Origin of the sequence: Corynebacterium sp. 122RC1, from assembly GCF_024580955.1 — a bacterium.
GTDB classification, from domain to species: Bacteria; Actinomycetota; Actinomycetes; order Mycobacteriales; family Mycobacteriaceae; genus Corynebacterium; species Corynebacterium kozikiae.
Genome location: NZ_JANIKD010000001.1, coordinates 182,200 through 197,829, shown reverse-complemented (window position 1 = coordinate 197,829; position 15,630 = coordinate 182,200). Strand labels below are relative to the sequence as shown.

The following is a 15,630-nucleotide window of genomic DNA, read 5'->3' as shown; positions in this document are numbered from 1 at the left end:
GGGCGGGGGGAGTTGGATTGCCTAAACACGCTCAACAGCATATACCCTCTGGAAATCCTCAGCGGTTGGCGGGAGGTTGTGGCTTTTTGGAATGATGGTGGGGTGAGTGTGAACAGGAGCTTCAGTGTGGTGGCGGCGATGATCGTGGTGCTGGCCGCCGTGGATCAAGCCTCCAAGGCGATTGCGCTGCGGGTGTTGGCCGACGGGCAGGCCCGAGAGTTCATCGGCAGTTTGCTGCAGTTTCGCCTGACCTTCAACCCCGGCGCAGCGTTTTCTTTTGGGGAGGGCTCTACCTGGTTGTTCACCACGATCCAGCTCGTGGCGGTGATCGCGGCGCTGTGGTTTTCCCGGAAGGTGAGCTACACCCCGCAGGTGGTGGCACTGGGGATGATCGCCGGTGGGGCGGCGGGGAACTTGATTGACCGTTTGGTGCGTGAGCCTGGTTTTTATCATGGCCATGTGGTGGATTTTTTGTGGCTGCGGGGGTTCGCCATTTTCAATATTGCAGACATCGCGATTACCTGCGGTGTAGCGCTATTTGTGGTGAGTGATTTCCTGAAGGAGCGCAAGCAGAAAGGGGAGGTGCGCCATGCCTGAGCATCGTCAATTGCCGGTCCCGGAGGGCCTGGAGGGCATGCGGGTGGATGCCGCGCTTTCCAAGTTGCTGGGGATTTCGCGAACCATGGCCGCGGAGCTCGCTGAGGCCGGGGACGTCCAGATTGAGGGCGCCCGGGTGGGGAAGTCTGATCGGCTTTCCTCCGGTGCTTGGCTGGAGGTGACGCTGCCCGACCCGAAGCAGGATCTGGTTCCCAAGGAGGAGCTGGTGGAGGGGATGGAGGTGCTGTATTCCGACGAAGACCTCATTGCCATCCACAAACCCGTGGGCGTTGCAGCGCACCCGACCTTGGGCTGGGAGGGCCCGACTGTGGTTGGTGGGCTCGCCGCCGCAGGTTTCCGCATATCCACGTCCGGCCCGCCGGAGCGCAAGGGTATTGTGCAACGGCTGGACGTCGGTACGTCTGGGGTGATGGTGGTCGCCGCTTCCGAGCGTGGCTATTCCGTGCTGAAGCGGGCGTTCAAGGAGCGCACGGTGGAAAAGACCTATCATGCGCTCGTGGAGGGGCACATGGATCCGATCAAGGGCACTATCGACGCCCCCATTGGCCGGCATCCCAGCGCCGGTTGGCGCTTTGCGGTGACAAGCGACGGTAAGCACGCCGTGACCCACTATGAGACGCTTGAGGCGTTCCGGGAGGCCTCGCTGCTGGAGGTGCACCTGGAGACGGGGCGCACCCACCAGATCCGAGTGCACATGTCTGCGCTGCACCACCCCTGCTGCGGCGATCCGATGTACGGCTCCACCCCAGCGCTCAGCGCTAAGCTGGGCCTGATCCGCCAGTGGTTGCACGCGGTGACCTTGGGCTTCCACCACCCGGCGGATGGCCGCTGGATGGAGATCAGCGCGCCCTATCCAGACGATCTGCAGCATGCGCTCGATGTGCTGCGCGCGGAGGGCTAGCTTGGGTTTCGCGCAGCGTTGGGATTCGGTGGATCGAACCCGAGTGGTGGTGGCAGTGCTGAGCCTCGCGGCGCTCGTGGCGGTGTTCGTGTTCGCTATGGGGTCTGATCGCACGAGCAAACCCATGCCGCCCAACGGCGATGTGCTAGGTATGGAAAGCGGTGAAACACTGGAGGAATACCAGGCCCGCGCCGAGGAAAGCCTCGCGATTGCCGCTGCCGATCCTTCAGCGGCCCCAGCCTTCTCGCTGATCACCTTCACCGAGCCGATTCCCGCCAGCGACGTCGAACGCATCACCGCTCAGCTCCCGAGGGTGAACGCCGTGATCTCCGAACACTCCCAGCTCGTCGTGCCGCTGCCGGAGCCCACGGGGGCGGAAACCCGCGCCGACGTCATCCGTCGCGCCGTGGGCCAGGAGCGCATCCGTGCCGCGCTCGCACACGCCGGGGGAGTGCAGCTCGTGGCCGCGTCGCAAAGCCCCCAAGTGCTCGCGGTAGAGGTACTGCCTTCCGACGCCGCCTGGGGGCGCTTCGGGGTGCGGCCAGTCGCGGCTCGCTAGATCGGCTTGCGGCGGTGGGTGAGGCGGTGGTGGTGTGCGATGTCGGTGAGGAAGATACCCACCGAGATCCAGATGATGATGAAGCCCACCCAGCGGATTGGCTCGAGGTGTTCTTGCATCACGAAGACCGCCCAGATCATCTGGATGGTGGGGGTGACGTATTGCAGCATGCCGATGGTGGACAGCGGGATGAGTTTGGTGGCGGTGCCGAACAGCAGCAGCGGGATGGCGGTGACCAGGCCCGCGCAGATGAGCAACGCGGCATGGCCGGGGCCCTCGCTGAGGAACGTGCCTGCTTGTGTGGGGGCGAGCTCGAGGTAAAGGATGTAGCCCAGGGCCACGGGGGCGAGCACCAGAGTTTCCGCGGCAAGTGAAGCCGTGGCGGGCAGCGGGATGCCCTTTTTCACCAGGCCGTACAGCCCAAAGCTCAGCGCCAGGCCCAGGCCGATGATCGGGGGTTGGCCACCCACAACGGTGAGTAGCAACACCGCCACCGCCGCCACCAACACGGAGATGGTCTGCAGGCGCCGGAGTCGCTCGGCCAGGAAGACCACCCCGAGCAACACGTTGACCAGGGGGTTGATGAAGTAGCCCAGGGCGGCGTCGGCAACATGGCCGGAGTTCACGGCAATCACATAGAGCAGCCAGTTGGCGGTGATCAACAGGGAGGCCGCCGCCACCTTCGCCCAGGTTGCCGCACTCACCCCGCGCAGCTCGCGCCAGCTTTTGCTCACGGTGAGCACGATCGCCATGAACACTGCCGTCCACAGGATGCGGTGCGCGATAATTTCCACCGGCGCCGCGGGGCGCAGCAGGGGGAAGTAGGCGGGGAACAATCCCCATAAAAGGTATGCCGAGATGCCATAGAACACCACATGATGATAGCGCTCCACCCACGCCACGGTGCATTCAGTTGGGGCCCTCTGTTGGGGGTTTGACAGGTGCTCTATGATCTTCAATCATGGCGAAAAAATCCTCCTTTGTTCACCTGCACAACCACACGGAATATTCAATGTTGGACGGCATGGCAAAGGTGGACCTTCTGGCTGAGGAAGTTTCCCGGCAGGGCATGCCCGCGGTGGGCATGACGGACCACGGCAACATGTACGGCTCGGACGCCTTCTATCACGCAATGAAAGCCGCCGGTGTGAAACCGATCATCGGCATTGAGGCCTACATTTCACCCGGCTCCCGCTTCAACATGGATCGCGTCCGGTGGGGCGAACCCCACCAGAAGGCGGACGACGTCTCCGCATCCGGTGCCTACCTGCACCAAACTATGCTCGCGGAAAACGCCACTGGCCTGCGCAACCTCTTCAAGCTCTCCTCCTACGCCTCCTACGAGGGCCAGTTGGGCAAATGGCCACGCATGGACGCGGAGCTCATCGCGGAGCACGCCACCGGCATCATCGCCACCACCGGCTGCCCCTCCGGCGACGTGCAAACCCGCCTGCGCCTGGGCCAGTTCAACGAGGCTCTGGAAGCCGCCGCGATGTGGCAGGACATCTACGGCAAAGACAACTACTTCCTCGAGCTCATGGACCACGGCCTGGAGATCGAGAACCGCGTGCGCTCCGAATTGCTGGAGATTGGCCGCAAGCTGGACCTTCCGCCGCTCGTGACCAATGACTGCCATTACGTCCTGGAATCCCAAGCCCAGGACCATGAGGCAATGCTGTGCGTACAGACTGGCAAGACGCTGCACGATCCGGATCGCTTCAAATTTGACGGCACCGGCTACTACATCAAGACCGCCGAGCAGATGCGCGAGCTGTGGGACAGCACCGTTCCCGACGGCTGCGACAACACCCTCTGGGTAGCCGAGCGCGTGCAGGACTACTCCGAGGTGTGGGCGGAGCACCCCCACGACCGTATGCCCGTTGCCGACGTCCCCGAGGGCCACACACCTACGTCCTGGCTGCGCCACCAGGTGATGGAGGGCCTCCAGGAGCGTTTCGGCTCCGCGCCCGTGCCCCAGGAGTACATTGACCGCGCGGAGTTTGAGATCAATGTGATCGACATGAAGGGCTACCCTTCCTACTTCCTCATCGTTGCAGAGATCATCAAGCACGCCCGTTCCATCGGTATCCGCGTGGGCCCCGGCCGTGGCTCGGCTGCTGGTGCCCTGGTGGCCTACGCGCTGACCATCACCAACATCGACCCCATTGAGCACGGCCTCCTGTTTGAGAGGTTCTTGAACCCAGAGCGCCCTAGTGCCCCGGATATCGATATTGACTTTGACGATCGCCGCCGCGGCGAGATGATTCGCTACGCCTCCGAACGTTGGGGCGAAGACAAGGTTGCGCAGGTGATCACCTTCGGTACGGTGAAAACCAAGCAGGCGCTGAAAGACTCCGCGCGCGTGCAGTTCGGCCAAGAGGGCTTCCAAATGGCGGACCGCATCACCAAGGTGCTTCCCCCTGCGATCATGGCCAAGGACATTCCGCTTTCCGGCATCACTGATCCTGAGCACCCGCGCTACAGCGAGGCGGGGGAGGTGCGCTCGCTGATCGAGACGGACCCCGATGTCCGCAGTATCTACGAGACTGCGCGCGGTTTGGAAGGTGTGGTGCGCCAGGCCGGCGTGCACGCCTGCGCGGTGATCATGGCCTCCGAGCCGCTCATGGATTGCATCCCCATGTGGAAGCGCGCTAACGACGGCGCCATCATCACTGGCTGGCCGTATCCCGCCTGTGAGGCCATTGGTCTGCTGAAGATGGACTTCCTTGGGCTGCGCAACCTCACGGTGATCGGCGACGCCCTGGAGAACATCAAGATCAACCGCGGCGAAGACGTAGACCTTGAGGCCTTGGACACAGACAACCGCGCTGTGTACGAGCTGCTGTCCCGCGGTGAAACCTTGGGCGTGTTCCAGCTTGACTCCGGTGGCATGCAGGAACTGCTCAAACGCATGCAGCCCACTGGGTTCAATGACATCGTGGCGTCCCTGGCTCTGTACCGCCCAGGCCCGATGGGTGTGAACGCCCACTGGGACTACGCCGATCGTAAGAACGGCCGTAAGCCAATTGAGCCGATTCACCCCGAGTTGGAAGAGCCGTTGCAGGAAATCCTGGCAGAGACCTACGGCCTGATCGTGTACCAAGAGCAGATCATGGAGATCTCCCGCAAGCTGGCCAACTACACCGCCGGTGAGGCCGATGGCTTCCGTAAAGCCATGGGTAAGAAGAAACCGGAAGTGTTGGCCAAGGAGTACAAGAAGTTCTCCGAGGGCATGTTCTCAAACGGGTACTCCAAGGAGGCGGTGGATGCGCTGTGGGGCACCATCGAGCCCTTCGCCTCCTACGCGTTCAATAAGTCCCACGCCGCCGGTTATGGCCTGGTGTCCTACTGGACCGCCTACCTGAAGGCCAACTACACCGCTGAGTACATGGCGGCGCTGTTGACATCGGTGAGTGACAAGAAGGACAAGTCTGCCATCTACCTCTCCGATTGCCGTCACTTGGGCATCTCCGTGCTCTCCCCGGATGTGAACGAGTCCGCGTTTAACTTCCTGCCGGTGGGCGAGGACATCCGTTTTGGCCTGGGTGCGGTGCGCAACGTGGGTGAGGACGTAGTGGCGTCGATCGTGAAGACCCGCGAGGAAAAGGGAACGTTCCGAGACTTCTCCGACTACCTGGACAAGATTGAGACCACTGCCTGCAACAAGCGCGTGACGGAATCACTCATCAAGGCAGGTGCCTTCGATTCCCTCGGCCACCCGCGCAAGGGCCTGTTCCTGGTCCACGAGGAGGCCGTGGATTCGGTGATTTCCACCAAGAAGGCTGCGGATAAGGGGCAGTTTGACCTCTTTGCCTCCCTGGGCGAGGCCGGCGCTGAAGTTGAAAACGTCTTTGCCGTGCAGGTTCCAGATCAAGAGTGGGAGCCCAAGCAGAAGCTGGCCCTGGAGCGCGAAATGCTCGGTTTGTATGTTTCGGCGCACCCCCTGGACGGTTTCGAGCACGCCCTGGAGGCGCAAACGGACACCCCGCTCACCAAGATCTTGTCCGGCGAGCTGCGCCATGAGGCCGAGGTAAAGATCGGCGGCATTATTTCCAGCGTGGATCGTCGGTACTCCAAGCGAGACGGCTCCCCGTGGGCGATCGTGACCATCGAAGATCACCACGGTGCGCAGGTGGAGCTACTGGTGTTTAACAAGATTTATTCCATCGTTGCGCCGCAGATCGTGGAAGACAACATCATCTTGGCCAAGGCGCACATCTCTATCCGCGATGACCGCATGAGCGTGTTCTGTGACGACCTCCGCGTTGCCGACCTCGGCCCCGGCAACGGCGCAGGCCTCCCGCTGCGGCTGACCATGCGCACTGACCAGTGCACCCCGGACAACATCAAGCGGCTCAAGGACGTGCTGCTGGCCAACCCTGGCGACTCAGACGTGTACCTAAACATCGTCCAGGGCGAGGAATCCTCCCTCATGGTCCTGGGCGAGCACCTCCGAGTGAACCGCACCGGCAGCCTGATGGGCGATCTCAAAGCCACCATGGGCGCGGGGATTCTCGGCTAGGCCTGAAGCTCCAGGCCCAGCACTCGCGCGGCCCACAACCCCTGGCCCGTCGGATGAATGTGCACCACTGCAGACTGTTGATTCAGCGCCGCCCACACCGGCTCAAGCTCCTCCCCAAACAAGGACCCGCCCCCAGGCAGCAAGGTAGGCACGCTGAACCCAATAAAACCTTGTGCCTGCTCGATGGTGCGCGGCGGCAAGGTGCGTGGCCTTAGTGGTGTCTGCATGCAGTCCGCGCGCAATTGCGTTCATTGCTGTTCCCGGACCTGCCCCGCCCAAGCCAGGGCAGCGGCGACCACGGACATCACGATTCCCATGGATCCGAGGGTAATGATTTCTGCGGCCACGGTTGTGGTCACCGCAGCGACGATCGCACTGGAAAGCGCCATGCCGATCGCCCTCATGAGTGCGTTCACGGCCTGCGCCGAGCCCGCTTCCTCCCGGGGAGCGAACTGCACGATCACCATTGGCATCGCTGCGTAGGAAATGCCGACGCCCACCGCCACCACCGTTGCCGCCAGGATCACCCACGCTGGGCTGATGTACACCGCCACCCGCATAAGGTAGCCGAGCAGGGTCACCAACGCGCCGACGGAAAGTAGCCGAACCGGGCCAATCTTCCTGGCCAGCCCCGTGCTGAGTGGGGCAACCACAAACATCGCGGCGGCACTCGGGAGCATCGCAAGGCCGGCCGCGCTGGCGCCCCAGGCGAAGCCGCGTTCATCCACCGGGTTCTGTAGCTCCAGGGTGGTGAGCAGCAGGTTCGTGAACATGAGTGTGCCTAGCAGTACAGAGGCGATGTTGGTGAACAAGATCGGGCGAATCCGCACGGTCTGCAAGTCCACCAGCGGCGAGGCGCTGCGCAGCTCCGTGCGGCCCCACCACAGGAACAGCAGCACACCCGCCACGCTCAGGCCAAGGACCAATGGATGCCCCCAACCCCACGAGGATCCCTGGGAGAGCACCACCAACACGGCGGTCAGCCCGGCACTCAGCAGGGTGGCGCCGCGGTAGTCAAAGTTGGCATCTGGCTTTGGTTCCGTACTCTGCGGCACGGCCAACCACAGCGCAACGGTGGCCAAGCCGGAAAGTAGCGCCGCCACCACGAACATCGATTTCCACCCGAACACGGCCATCAGCACTCCACCAATAGGGATCCCCAGCCCGCCGCCAATACCTAGCGTTGCGCTGAGCAGCGCCAACGCGCCGGGAATCTTCGGCCCCGGCAGGCTGAGCCGCATCTGCGCCATCGCCACCGGCACGATTGCGGTTCCCAGTCCCTGCAAGGCGCGCCCGAAGATCAGCGTTGGCACCCCACCAATCGGCGCGATCACCGATCCCACAAACACCAAACCCATGGTGATGATGAGCAGGCGCTTCGGCGAGTACAGGTCCGCCAATCGCCCCACGATCGGGGTTGCCGATGCACCCACCAACAGTGTGGCGGTGACCAGCCAGGACACCGTTGTTGCCGAGGTGCCCAGCATTTCCGGAAAGCGCGGTATTGCGGGCACCACCAGTGACTGCAAGAGCGTTACCACCAGGCAGGAAAACGCCGCCACTGCGATCAAGACATTGGGTTGTGTGCTTTTCATGCCACGCTAAAGTAGTTCCTGATTGCATGCTTTTCACGAAGTATGCATGGAATCTGCAAATAAACTTCCTTTGTGCATGCTTTCTCCGTAAGGTCCTCGTCCCATGCGCCACTTCCTCTTCGATCCCCTAGACAAGCAGCTCCTCACCTGCGTCCAGCAGAACCCGTTGGCCAGCTTTGGGCAGTGGGCACAGCAACTCGGCGTGAGTGCCAATACGGTTGCGCGGCGTTTCCAGCGCATGCAAAGCCACAACATTGTGCACGTGATCGGGCGCACCGCACCAAACTTTGGCGGGCAGCACACCTGGCTCGTCCGGTTCCGTGCCTTCCACGGTGGCCCGGAGCAAACGGTGCCCATCGTCCCGCAGCTCGTGGACATGCTGGAAACCCGGTGGGTGCGAGTGTCCAGGGACCGAACCGAGGTGTTTTGCGGCGTCGTGGGCAACGCGCAAACCCTGGGCCAGGTGCTGGCTGCCGCGCCTGACCTGCGCATCACTACCCATCAACTCCTGCACTTGTGGGGCGGCGGGCGCGGTCCTGCTCGGGACGTTGCTTTGGACTCCGAAGACGAGCACCTCCTCCACCTCCTCGCGGAAAACGGCCGGTTCAGTAACGTCGCGCTGGCCAAACATCTGGGCGTTGACGCGGCCACGGTATCTCGGCGCCGGAAGCGGCTCGAGGAGGCGGGCATCCTGTATTACGAGGCAGTAGTGTCCCCGCACGCATTCTCCAGCGGTCACGACGTCCACCTGTGGCTGAACGTCGCACCCGGCTGCGTTGAGGCCCTCGGCCAACATTTACGCAGTGCCCCGGAAGTCGGGTTTGTGGCTGCAATCACGGGCAGCACTGCCATCGTTGCCAACGTCACTATGTTCGGCGATGATGAAGGTCTGAGCCTTATCCGATTTGTGGACTCCCTTTCCAACCTGGGCGTTTTTGGAGTCGAAATAATCCCGATGGGTGCCACGTTGAAAGGCTACGTACCTACCCGCTGATCCCATTGCAAAGGAGCCGAGATGATTAACCCGGCAATCATTTCCCAAGGCCCAGGCGAGCCTTTTCAGGAAGGAGACCTGGAAGTTCCTGAGCTTGGGCCGCACGATCTGTTGGTGGAAGTCCAAGCAGTCTCCATGAACCCTATTGACACCAAGCGCCGCCGCCTTGCCGCCCCTGGGTCCGTGTTGGGTTGGGACGCTGTGGGCGTCGTTCGTGAGTTTGGTTCTCAAGTTGTGGGCTTTAAGGAGGGTCAAGAGGTGTTCTACGCGGGGCAGGTGGATCGCCCTGGAAGCAACCAGCGATTCCATGCCGTTGATGCGCGGATCGTGGCACCGAAGCCGCACAGCCTCAGCGTGGAGCAGGCCGCCGCGATGCCGTTGACGAGCCTCACTGCCTGGGAGTCGTTGTTTAGCAAGCTGAAACTGCAGCCCAACTCCACTGGCACCCTGGTTGTTGTGGGTGCCGCGGGTGGCGTGGGTTCGGTTTTGGTGCAGCTCGCGAAGCAGCTCACGCGGGTCACCGTGATCGCGCTTGCCTCCCGGGAAAAAAGTGCGGATTGGTTGCGTGAACTCGGCGCGGATCACGTGGTGAATTATAAGGATGAGGACTATGTGCAGCAGGTGAAGGACCTTGCGCCCGAGGGGGTGGATTACATCTTCAGCAGCCGAACCCCTGGGCGTCAGGAGTTTTTCCTGGAGGTCCTGCGGCCTTTCGGGGAGATCGTGTGCATCGATGAGGCCGATGGCATTGACCTCAATGCCTTCAAGGCCAAGGCGATTACCTGGCATTGGGAGTCGATGTTTTCCCGTCCCGTCGGTGGCTGGGACGTGGCCTACCAGGGCGAAGTGTTGCGCAAGGTGGCTGCGATGTTGGATTCCGGCGAGCTGCGCCACACCTTGACCAAGGTTGTCCAGCCCATCAACGCCGCAAACATTGGTGCTGCCCATGAGGAAATCGCGCAGGGTCAAACCGTGGGCAAGATTGTGATCAGCGGCTGGGAGTAGATTCTTCCGCGGTGCAGAGGTGCAAATGTTTTCAACATCATCACGATCGGGGCACTTTTAGCTCTGCAACTGGGGATGCTGGCGCAGGTCACTGGCAGCGATTGGTACTACATGGCCGTTGGGGCATCGTTTTTCGTGCTCGCCGTTGCGATGTACCGGTGCGGGTGTGCGGCGCGAAAGTATCTCATGTACGGGGCCTTTTTCCAGATGGTGTTCATCGGGATGCGCCTGGATGCCACCTTTTCCCTGGTGGCCCTGGGCATTGGGATGAGCGGGTGTGCGCTCGCTGCAGTAGCCGCTGAGTGGGGGAGGCATGCGAGCAGGGATTGATGCGCTAAGTTCTGTAGAACATGACACAACCTCTCTTGCCTCCATGCCCTGAATGTGGGAGCGAATACACCTACGAGTTGCCGCCGCTTATCGTGTGCCCCGAATGTGCCCACGAGTTTTCCGCCGACGCAGCGGAGACGGGGGCGGGGGCGTCTGGGGCATCTGGGGATACGGCGCCGCGGATTGTGGACTCCGTTGGCAACGAGCTCGCCGATGGCGACTCCGTCACCATCACCACCACTGTGAAGGTCAAGGGTGCTCAACAGCCGCTCAAGGCCGGCACCAAAGTACGAAATATTCGCTTGAACTTTGATGCCGGTACTGGACAAGAAGACCACAACATCGACTGCCGGATCGATGGTTTTGGCGCCATGAAGCTCAAGCCGGCAGTGGTGCGCAAGGCGTGATCGAAATTATTCGCTTACCCGCTTGCGGACGATGGTCAGTGCAACACCCGAACCAACGAGCAGTGCGGCCAGAAGCGCAATCGCACCAACTGATACACCAGTGTTGGCGAGGCGCTTGCCTTCAGCTTGAGAAGCTTGTGCCGCCTTCTGAGGCTGGGCAACCGTGGTTGCAGGGGTAACCGGAGTGGTAGCCGCCGGAGACGGGGTATTGTTTCCGCTAGGCACCGGCACTGGAATGACAATCAGTGGCGTAGGAACCGGATCGTTTGCCATTCCAAACTCGACAGTGGCATTGGAAGTCCTTTCCAAGATGACGGTCTGCGTGGTTCCATTCAGGATGTAACCCTCAGGAGCCGTAACCTCTTGCACCTGGTATTCACCAAGCGGGAGCTCTTCTGTCACTGCAGTGCCCGTTTCATCGGTGGTGACGGTGGCAACCACTACACCTTCAGCGTTGGTTACGGTGAAGGTTGCGCCTGCGAGTGGGGCGCTCGTGCTGCTGCTGGACTTCTTGATGGTGATGGTTCGAGGGCGGTCACAGTAGGAAGCAGGCAATGCTGGGCCCGCCTGACCGGTAACTTCCAACTGCTGCGCCATGAGACGAGAAGTCGCGGCGTGGTTGGGAGCGTTATCGCCCGCGTTGTCTACAGAAATGCCGGAAACAAGTTCGGCAACATTCTCAATTTGGTTGCCGTTTGCGTCGGTAACCATCTCGGATTTGTATTCATTTGTGATGTAGAAGACGTACCGCTTTGTGGTGTCCTCTGGGAAGGTGAAGTTTACAGTGCCTTCACCAGTAACCGGATTGAAGGATTTGGTGACGTCGGTCAACTGGGACACGTCCACGGCGGCAGAATCCGGCATGGTGTAGGTATCGGGAACTTCGTAGATACGAACTTTGTCTGGGTTGGTCAGCGGGGTGAGGCCGTCACGAGTGAAGTAGGAAGCGGTGGAACCAGCCTTAATAGCGGTGCCCTTAGGGTTCAAGTACACAACCTGCTCGTAGGTCTTGGTTGGTTGATCGAGACCCAAGACGGTGGAGCGCAGGCTAAAGGTGTTGTTTTGGTAAACGTTGTCCTTATTTCCGGAGAAGTCAACGTTGTATTTTGCGGTGTGAGTGGTGGACCCAATGGAAGAAATGAATTCATGCGGGCCGTTGTTGGTCACCACGTCCGGCTTTACCAAGTAGGCATCGGAGATTTCAAAATCCACCCAGCTCTTACCCTCGATGAAGGAGGTCAAGCGGTAGGTGATGGTGTTGGTTTCGTAGTTGTACTCAGCGACTGCAAACAGCTCTTCATTGCCGTTTTCATCGGTGGCGTACAAGTTAGGTACAACCACGGAACGCGCCGTCACGTAGCCGCCCAAGCGGGCAGCCTGTGGGAGTTGATACACAAAGTAGTCGCCAGCCTTGAGGGTGCCGTCATTGTTCAACCTGGCCGAAAGATCTTGCTTGACGTAGGAGTATTCGTTGATCGCTGCAGTTGCAGGATCCAACTCGCCCATCGTGCCAGTGTTGAAGTCATACCCGTATAGGTTTGATTTGAGATTGACGTTGGCCAGCTTGTCACCGACGCTGACCTCTGCCGCGCAGACAATGCTGTCAGTGTTGGTCTGCGCGAATGCACTTTGAGCTGGCGCGTTGAGTGCCATGAGGCCGGTTCCGGCGAACAGCATGGTTGCCAGAACTGAGTTTGCAAGTTTCTTATGCATAGGACTCTCTAAGTATCCATTGATGTAGTGAAGATTCGCTTTCAGGTGGCGATTCCGTTAAACCTTGGGCGGTTACGGAACCACTTGCCTGCGAGTGTTGTGGCGCAAACCTCTAAGGTGCGCCGATGGGAACACTGCCGTAACTTGCCAGCTTACTGTAGGGGGAGAAAAGAATTCAATTTTTCTGAACGGCGTTGCGGATTTTGCTGGGGCCGTAGGTTCAAGTTGGGCCTTGCTGCAGATCTTCTAAAACGGGCGGGAATCTGAGAGGCCCTTTGGATTGTTGCGAATGTGGGAATTGGCTAAGAGTTGCTTAAGAGGTGATTGGGATCGTCGTTTTCATTTGCAGCTGCGCCAGGAATCCGTTCCTGAACGCTTAGGGGAGTAAGCTTGCAAACCATGACAGTGACCGTTCATGCCGCCGACATCCAACTCGCTCAGGCTCGAATCTCCGCGAGCATTTCGCCCACCCCGCTGCAGTACTGCCCGCGGCTGAGTCAGTTGACCGGCACCGAGGTGTACCTGAAGCGCGAGGATCTGCAGGATGTGCGTTCCTACAAGATCCGCGGAGCCATGAACGCGATTGCGCAACTCAGCGAGGAACAGCGAGGGGCTGGGATCGTGGCTGCGTCGGCAGGCAATCATGCCCAGGGAGTTGCATTCGCATGCCGCACGATGGGTATCAAGGGTCGCATCTATGTGCCTGCGGCCACCCCGAAGCAGAAGCGCGACCGCATCATGGTGCATGGCGGTGAGCTGGTTGAGCTGGTGGTCACTGGAGCCAACTTTGATGAGGCGGCCGACGCTGCCCGGGCTTATGCCGCAGAGACTGGCGCGACCATGGTGGAGCCTTTTGATAACCGGAACACGGTGATTGGGCAGGGCACGGTGGCTGCTGAGGTACTTTCGCAGCTCACGGCGATTGGCAAGTCGATCGATGCCATTGTGGTTCCCGTTGGCGGCGGCGGGCTCATCTCCGGTATCGTGAGCTATTTTGCGGATATGACGCCGCGCACGCCGGTGATTGGCGTGGAGCCAGCCGGTGCTCCTTCTTTGGAGGCTGCCCTGGAGGCGAATGAGCCTGTGACCTTGCAAAGTGTTGATCCTTTTGTGGATGGCGCTGCGGTGAAGCGTATTGGTGACTTGAATTTTGAGATCATTGAGGCGAACAAGGGACGGATTCACGCGATGACCGTTTCTGAGGGTGCGGTTGCCACGGAGATGATCGACCTCTATCAGAACGAGGGCATCATCGCCGAGCCTGCGGGGGCGCTTTCCGTGGCGGGCCTCAGGGAACTGAATCTCCCTGCAGGTGCCGTGGTGGTGTGCATCATTTCCGGCGGCAACAATGACGTGCTGCGGTATGCGGAGATCATGGAGCGATCCCTTGTACACCGCGGCCTGAAGCACTACTTCTTGGTGAATTTCCCTCAGGAACCTGGTCAGTTGAGGACGTTCCTCAACGAGATCTTGGGCCCTGATGATGACATCACTTTGTTCGAGTACCTCAAGCGCAACAACCGGGAAACTGGTACCGCCTTGGTAGGTTTGCAACTTGGCCGCGCCACAGACTTGGATGGCCTGCTTGAGCGGATGGATGCATCGCGCATTGATTGCCGTCGCTTGGAGCCTGGCACCGCAGAGTACAACTTCCTTGTGAGCTAGAGCTAGAAGGGGATGGGCTCCTTTTCCATTTCGGCGAGCCGTTCGGCGTATTCCGCGTATTCGGCGGCTTCGCGTGCGGCCTGCCGTTTTGCTGCTTCCCTTAGTTCCTGGTCCCTCTCCACGAACTTCGCCTTAAGATCCCGGAGCGTGTAGATGCTATTCCGCAGTTCAGGTGCGAGGGGTCCTTCGGGGTGGGTGAACACGATCGTGCCGTCTGGAAGTATCCACTTCACAGCGTAGGTATCCGGCATGATTTCGCAGGAGACGATTCTCCGCGTCTTCATGATGTGGTGTGTTCTGCAGAGGCATTGAGCATTGCTTTCATGCGTTGGCCCACCTTGGCTGAAGGGAACCACGTGGTCGATGTCCACGCGGGTGGCGCGGCGGCTGCAGCCAGGGAAGCGGCATACACCGTCGCGGCCCTTGATGCGCTCCTTTTGACGATCGGAGAATTCGTAGCTGCTGCGGGCCGGAAGCGGCTCGCCTTCTACTACTTCTTCGGCGAGAGCCAGGAGGTTGCCCAGGTGGCCGGTGGGGTAAGTTTCACCTTCACACTCCACCAGGTCGCCCCTGCCGTTTTCGGTTGGTTTGGGCTCGTAGAGGTGGAGGTGCACTTTGACGTCTGCTTTGTCCAAGCACAGCCGTTCAATGGCTTCTGCTTTGGAGCAGTTGTATTTCTTTGAAATGGCCCCAGGGTCTTGGCGAGCACCTTGCTCCTGGACTTGGAGAGCAAGGCCTCCCAGTGGTCGAGGCCATTTGGGTCCTCGTTCGAGTGGCAATCCACCTTTTCCGAGTCCTTGCGCATTGGGAATGGGATGGGGTCCAAATCCTGCCGGATGCGGCGGGCAAGGCCGCCAAAGCGTGCTGCGCTAGGCAGGGCTTGGGCTGGGGATTTTGGCTCAAGGAACTTCATGAACTCCTTTTCAAAGGCCGGGTAAAACTCCTCCGGCATGCCTTCAATTGCCTGAATGATTGCCCTCAGGCGCTTCAGATCGAGAACCCATGTTTGCCGCTGAAACGCAAGTATGTTCGGCAGCTTCTGGAGCTCGTGCGCAGCGAAAAGGTTCATGCCTGTGGTGTACTCCGTTTCGCCCGTGCGGGTGGCCATGGTGACCGCGAGCGCACCGAGGTCACAGTCTTCCAGCCCCTCGGACCATTGGAGGTAGGCCTCAAACTGCAGCTTGTTAACGGTTCTTTGCATAGTGGACAAGGGATCGTCCGAGGCTGCTAGGGCGTAAGCCTTTGCGAGCGGTATATCTTGGGTTTCCAATGTTCCCCCCTAAGGTAGTTTCTCATTTCGGGCTGACTCCCTCTTGCGCCC

Annotated in this window: 15 protein-coding genes; 9 read left to right on the top strand and 6 right to left on the bottom strand. The window is 60.4% G+C overall.

The features are described 5' to 3' along the window. Window positions 1–102: 102 nt before the first annotated feature. Genes lspA through NQ050_RS00885 form a run of 3 tightly spaced genes read left to right on the top strand, consistent with a single transcriptional unit; the run spans window position 103 to window position 2,078 of the window. On the top strand, window positions 103–597 hold the full coding sequence (lspA, locus tag NQ050_RS00895) for a signal peptidase II (protein ID WP_257037353.1): 495 nt from the start codon (window positions 103–105) through the stop codon (window positions 595–597). Further along, a complete protein-coding gene (locus NQ050_RS00890; RefSeq protein WP_257037352.1) occupies window positions 590–1,519 on the top strand; it encodes an RluA family pseudouridine synthase in 930 nt (309 codons plus the stop codon). The genes lspA and NQ050_RS00890 overlap by 8 nt, the downstream gene beginning before the upstream one ends. Before the next feature lie 28 nt (window positions 1,520–1,547). Further along, entirely contained in the window at window positions 1,548–2,078 is a 531-nt protein-coding gene (locus tag NQ050_RS00885) for a hypothetical protein (protein WP_257037351.1), read from the top strand. Here the strand turns inward: NQ050_RS00885 and rarD are convergent. Then, a complete protein-coding gene (gene rarD / locus NQ050_RS00880; RefSeq protein WP_257037362.1) occupies window positions 2,075–2,950 on the bottom strand; it encodes an EamA family transporter RarD in 876 nt (291 codons plus the stop codon). The two genes, NQ050_RS00885 and rarD, sit on opposite strands and share 4 nt — an antisense overlap. A gap of 89 nt (window positions 2,951–3,039) precedes the next feature. On the opposite strand from rarD, the gene dnaE reads away from it, so the two are divergent. Continuing rightward, window positions 3,040–6,600: a DNA polymerase III subunit alpha gene (gene dnaE / locus NQ050_RS00875; protein ID WP_257037350.1), complete on the top strand. Its 3,561-nt coding sequence runs from the start codon at window positions 3,040–3,042 to the stop codon at window positions 6,598–6,600. On the opposite strand, the gene NQ050_RS00870 is transcribed toward dnaE, so the two are convergent. Continuing rightward, window positions 6,597–6,827, bottom strand: coding sequence for a hypothetical protein (locus NQ050_RS00870; protein ID WP_257037349.1), 231 nt, complete (start codon window positions 6,825–6,827; stop codon window positions 6,597–6,599). The two genes, dnaE and NQ050_RS00870, sit on opposite strands and share 4 nt — an antisense overlap. A gap of 21 nt (window positions 6,828–6,848) precedes the next feature. After that, window positions 6,849–8,195: an MFS transporter gene (locus NQ050_RS00865; protein WP_257037348.1), complete on the bottom strand. Its 1,347-nt coding sequence runs from the start codon at window positions 8,193–8,195 to the stop codon at window positions 6,849–6,851. 103 nt (window positions 8,196–8,298) lie between these two features. Here NQ050_RS00865 and NQ050_RS00860 point away from each other — a divergent pair, with 103 nt between their 5' ends. The 4 genes from NQ050_RS00860 (at window position 8,299) to NQ050_RS00845 (ending at window position 10,931) form a co-directional block, all read left to right on the top strand. After that, the gene (locus tag NQ050_RS00860; protein ID WP_257037347.1) at window positions 8,299–9,189 is read left to right on the top strand and encodes an AsnC family transcriptional regulator; all 891 of its coding nucleotides are present in this window, start codon (window positions 8,299–8,301) and stop codon (window positions 9,187–9,189) included. A 21-nt stretch (window positions 9,190–9,210) separates the two neighbouring features. Continuing rightward, window positions 9,211–10,194, top strand: a complete 984-nt coding sequence (locus tag NQ050_RS00855) for a zinc-binding alcohol dehydrogenase family protein (protein WP_257037346.1) — start codon at window positions 9,211–9,213, stop codon at window positions 10,192–10,194. Window positions 10,195–10,380: 186 nt separating this feature from the next. Beyond that, complete coding sequence (locus tag NQ050_RS00850; protein ID WP_257037345.1) at window positions 10,381–10,524, top strand: hypothetical protein; 144 nt, start codon at window positions 10,381–10,383, stop codon at window positions 10,522–10,524. Window positions 10,525–10,544: 20 nt separating this feature from the next. Further along, a complete protein-coding gene (locus NQ050_RS00845) occupies window positions 10,545–10,931 on the top strand; it encodes a zinc ribbon domain-containing protein YjdM (protein WP_257037344.1) in 387 nt (128 codons plus the stop codon). Between the two features lie 6 nt (window positions 10,932–10,937). Here the strand turns inward: NQ050_RS00845 and NQ050_RS00840 are convergent, their stop codons facing one another. Next, on the bottom strand, window positions 10,938–12,644 hold the full coding sequence (locus NQ050_RS00840) for a SpaA isopeptide-forming pilin-related protein (RefSeq protein ID WP_257037343.1): 1,707 nt from the start codon (window positions 12,642–12,644) through the stop codon (window positions 10,938–10,940). A gap of 399 nt (window positions 12,645–13,043) precedes the next feature. Between NQ050_RS00840 and ilvA the strand changes: the two genes are divergently transcribed. Beyond that, a complete protein-coding gene (gene ilvA / locus NQ050_RS00835; RefSeq protein ID WP_257037342.1) occupies window positions 13,044–14,309 on the top strand; it encodes a threonine ammonia-lyase IlvA in 1,266 nt (421 codons plus the stop codon). Between the two features lie 2 nt (window positions 14,310–14,311). Here the strand turns inward: ilvA and NQ050_RS00830 are convergent, their stop codons facing one another. Both NQ050_RS00830 and NQ050_RS00825 read right to left on the bottom strand, forming a co-directional pair. Then, a complete protein-coding gene (locus tag NQ050_RS00830) occupies window positions 14,312–14,869 on the bottom strand; it encodes an HNH endonuclease signature motif containing protein (protein ID WP_257037341.1) in 558 nt (185 codons plus the stop codon). Beyond that, entirely contained in the window at window positions 14,800–15,510 is a 711-nt protein-coding gene (locus tag NQ050_RS00825) for a hypothetical protein (RefSeq protein WP_257037340.1), read from the bottom strand. Before NQ050_RS00825 ends, NQ050_RS00830 begins: the two co-directional genes overlap by 70 nt. Window positions 15,511–15,630: the final 120 nt, after the last annotated feature.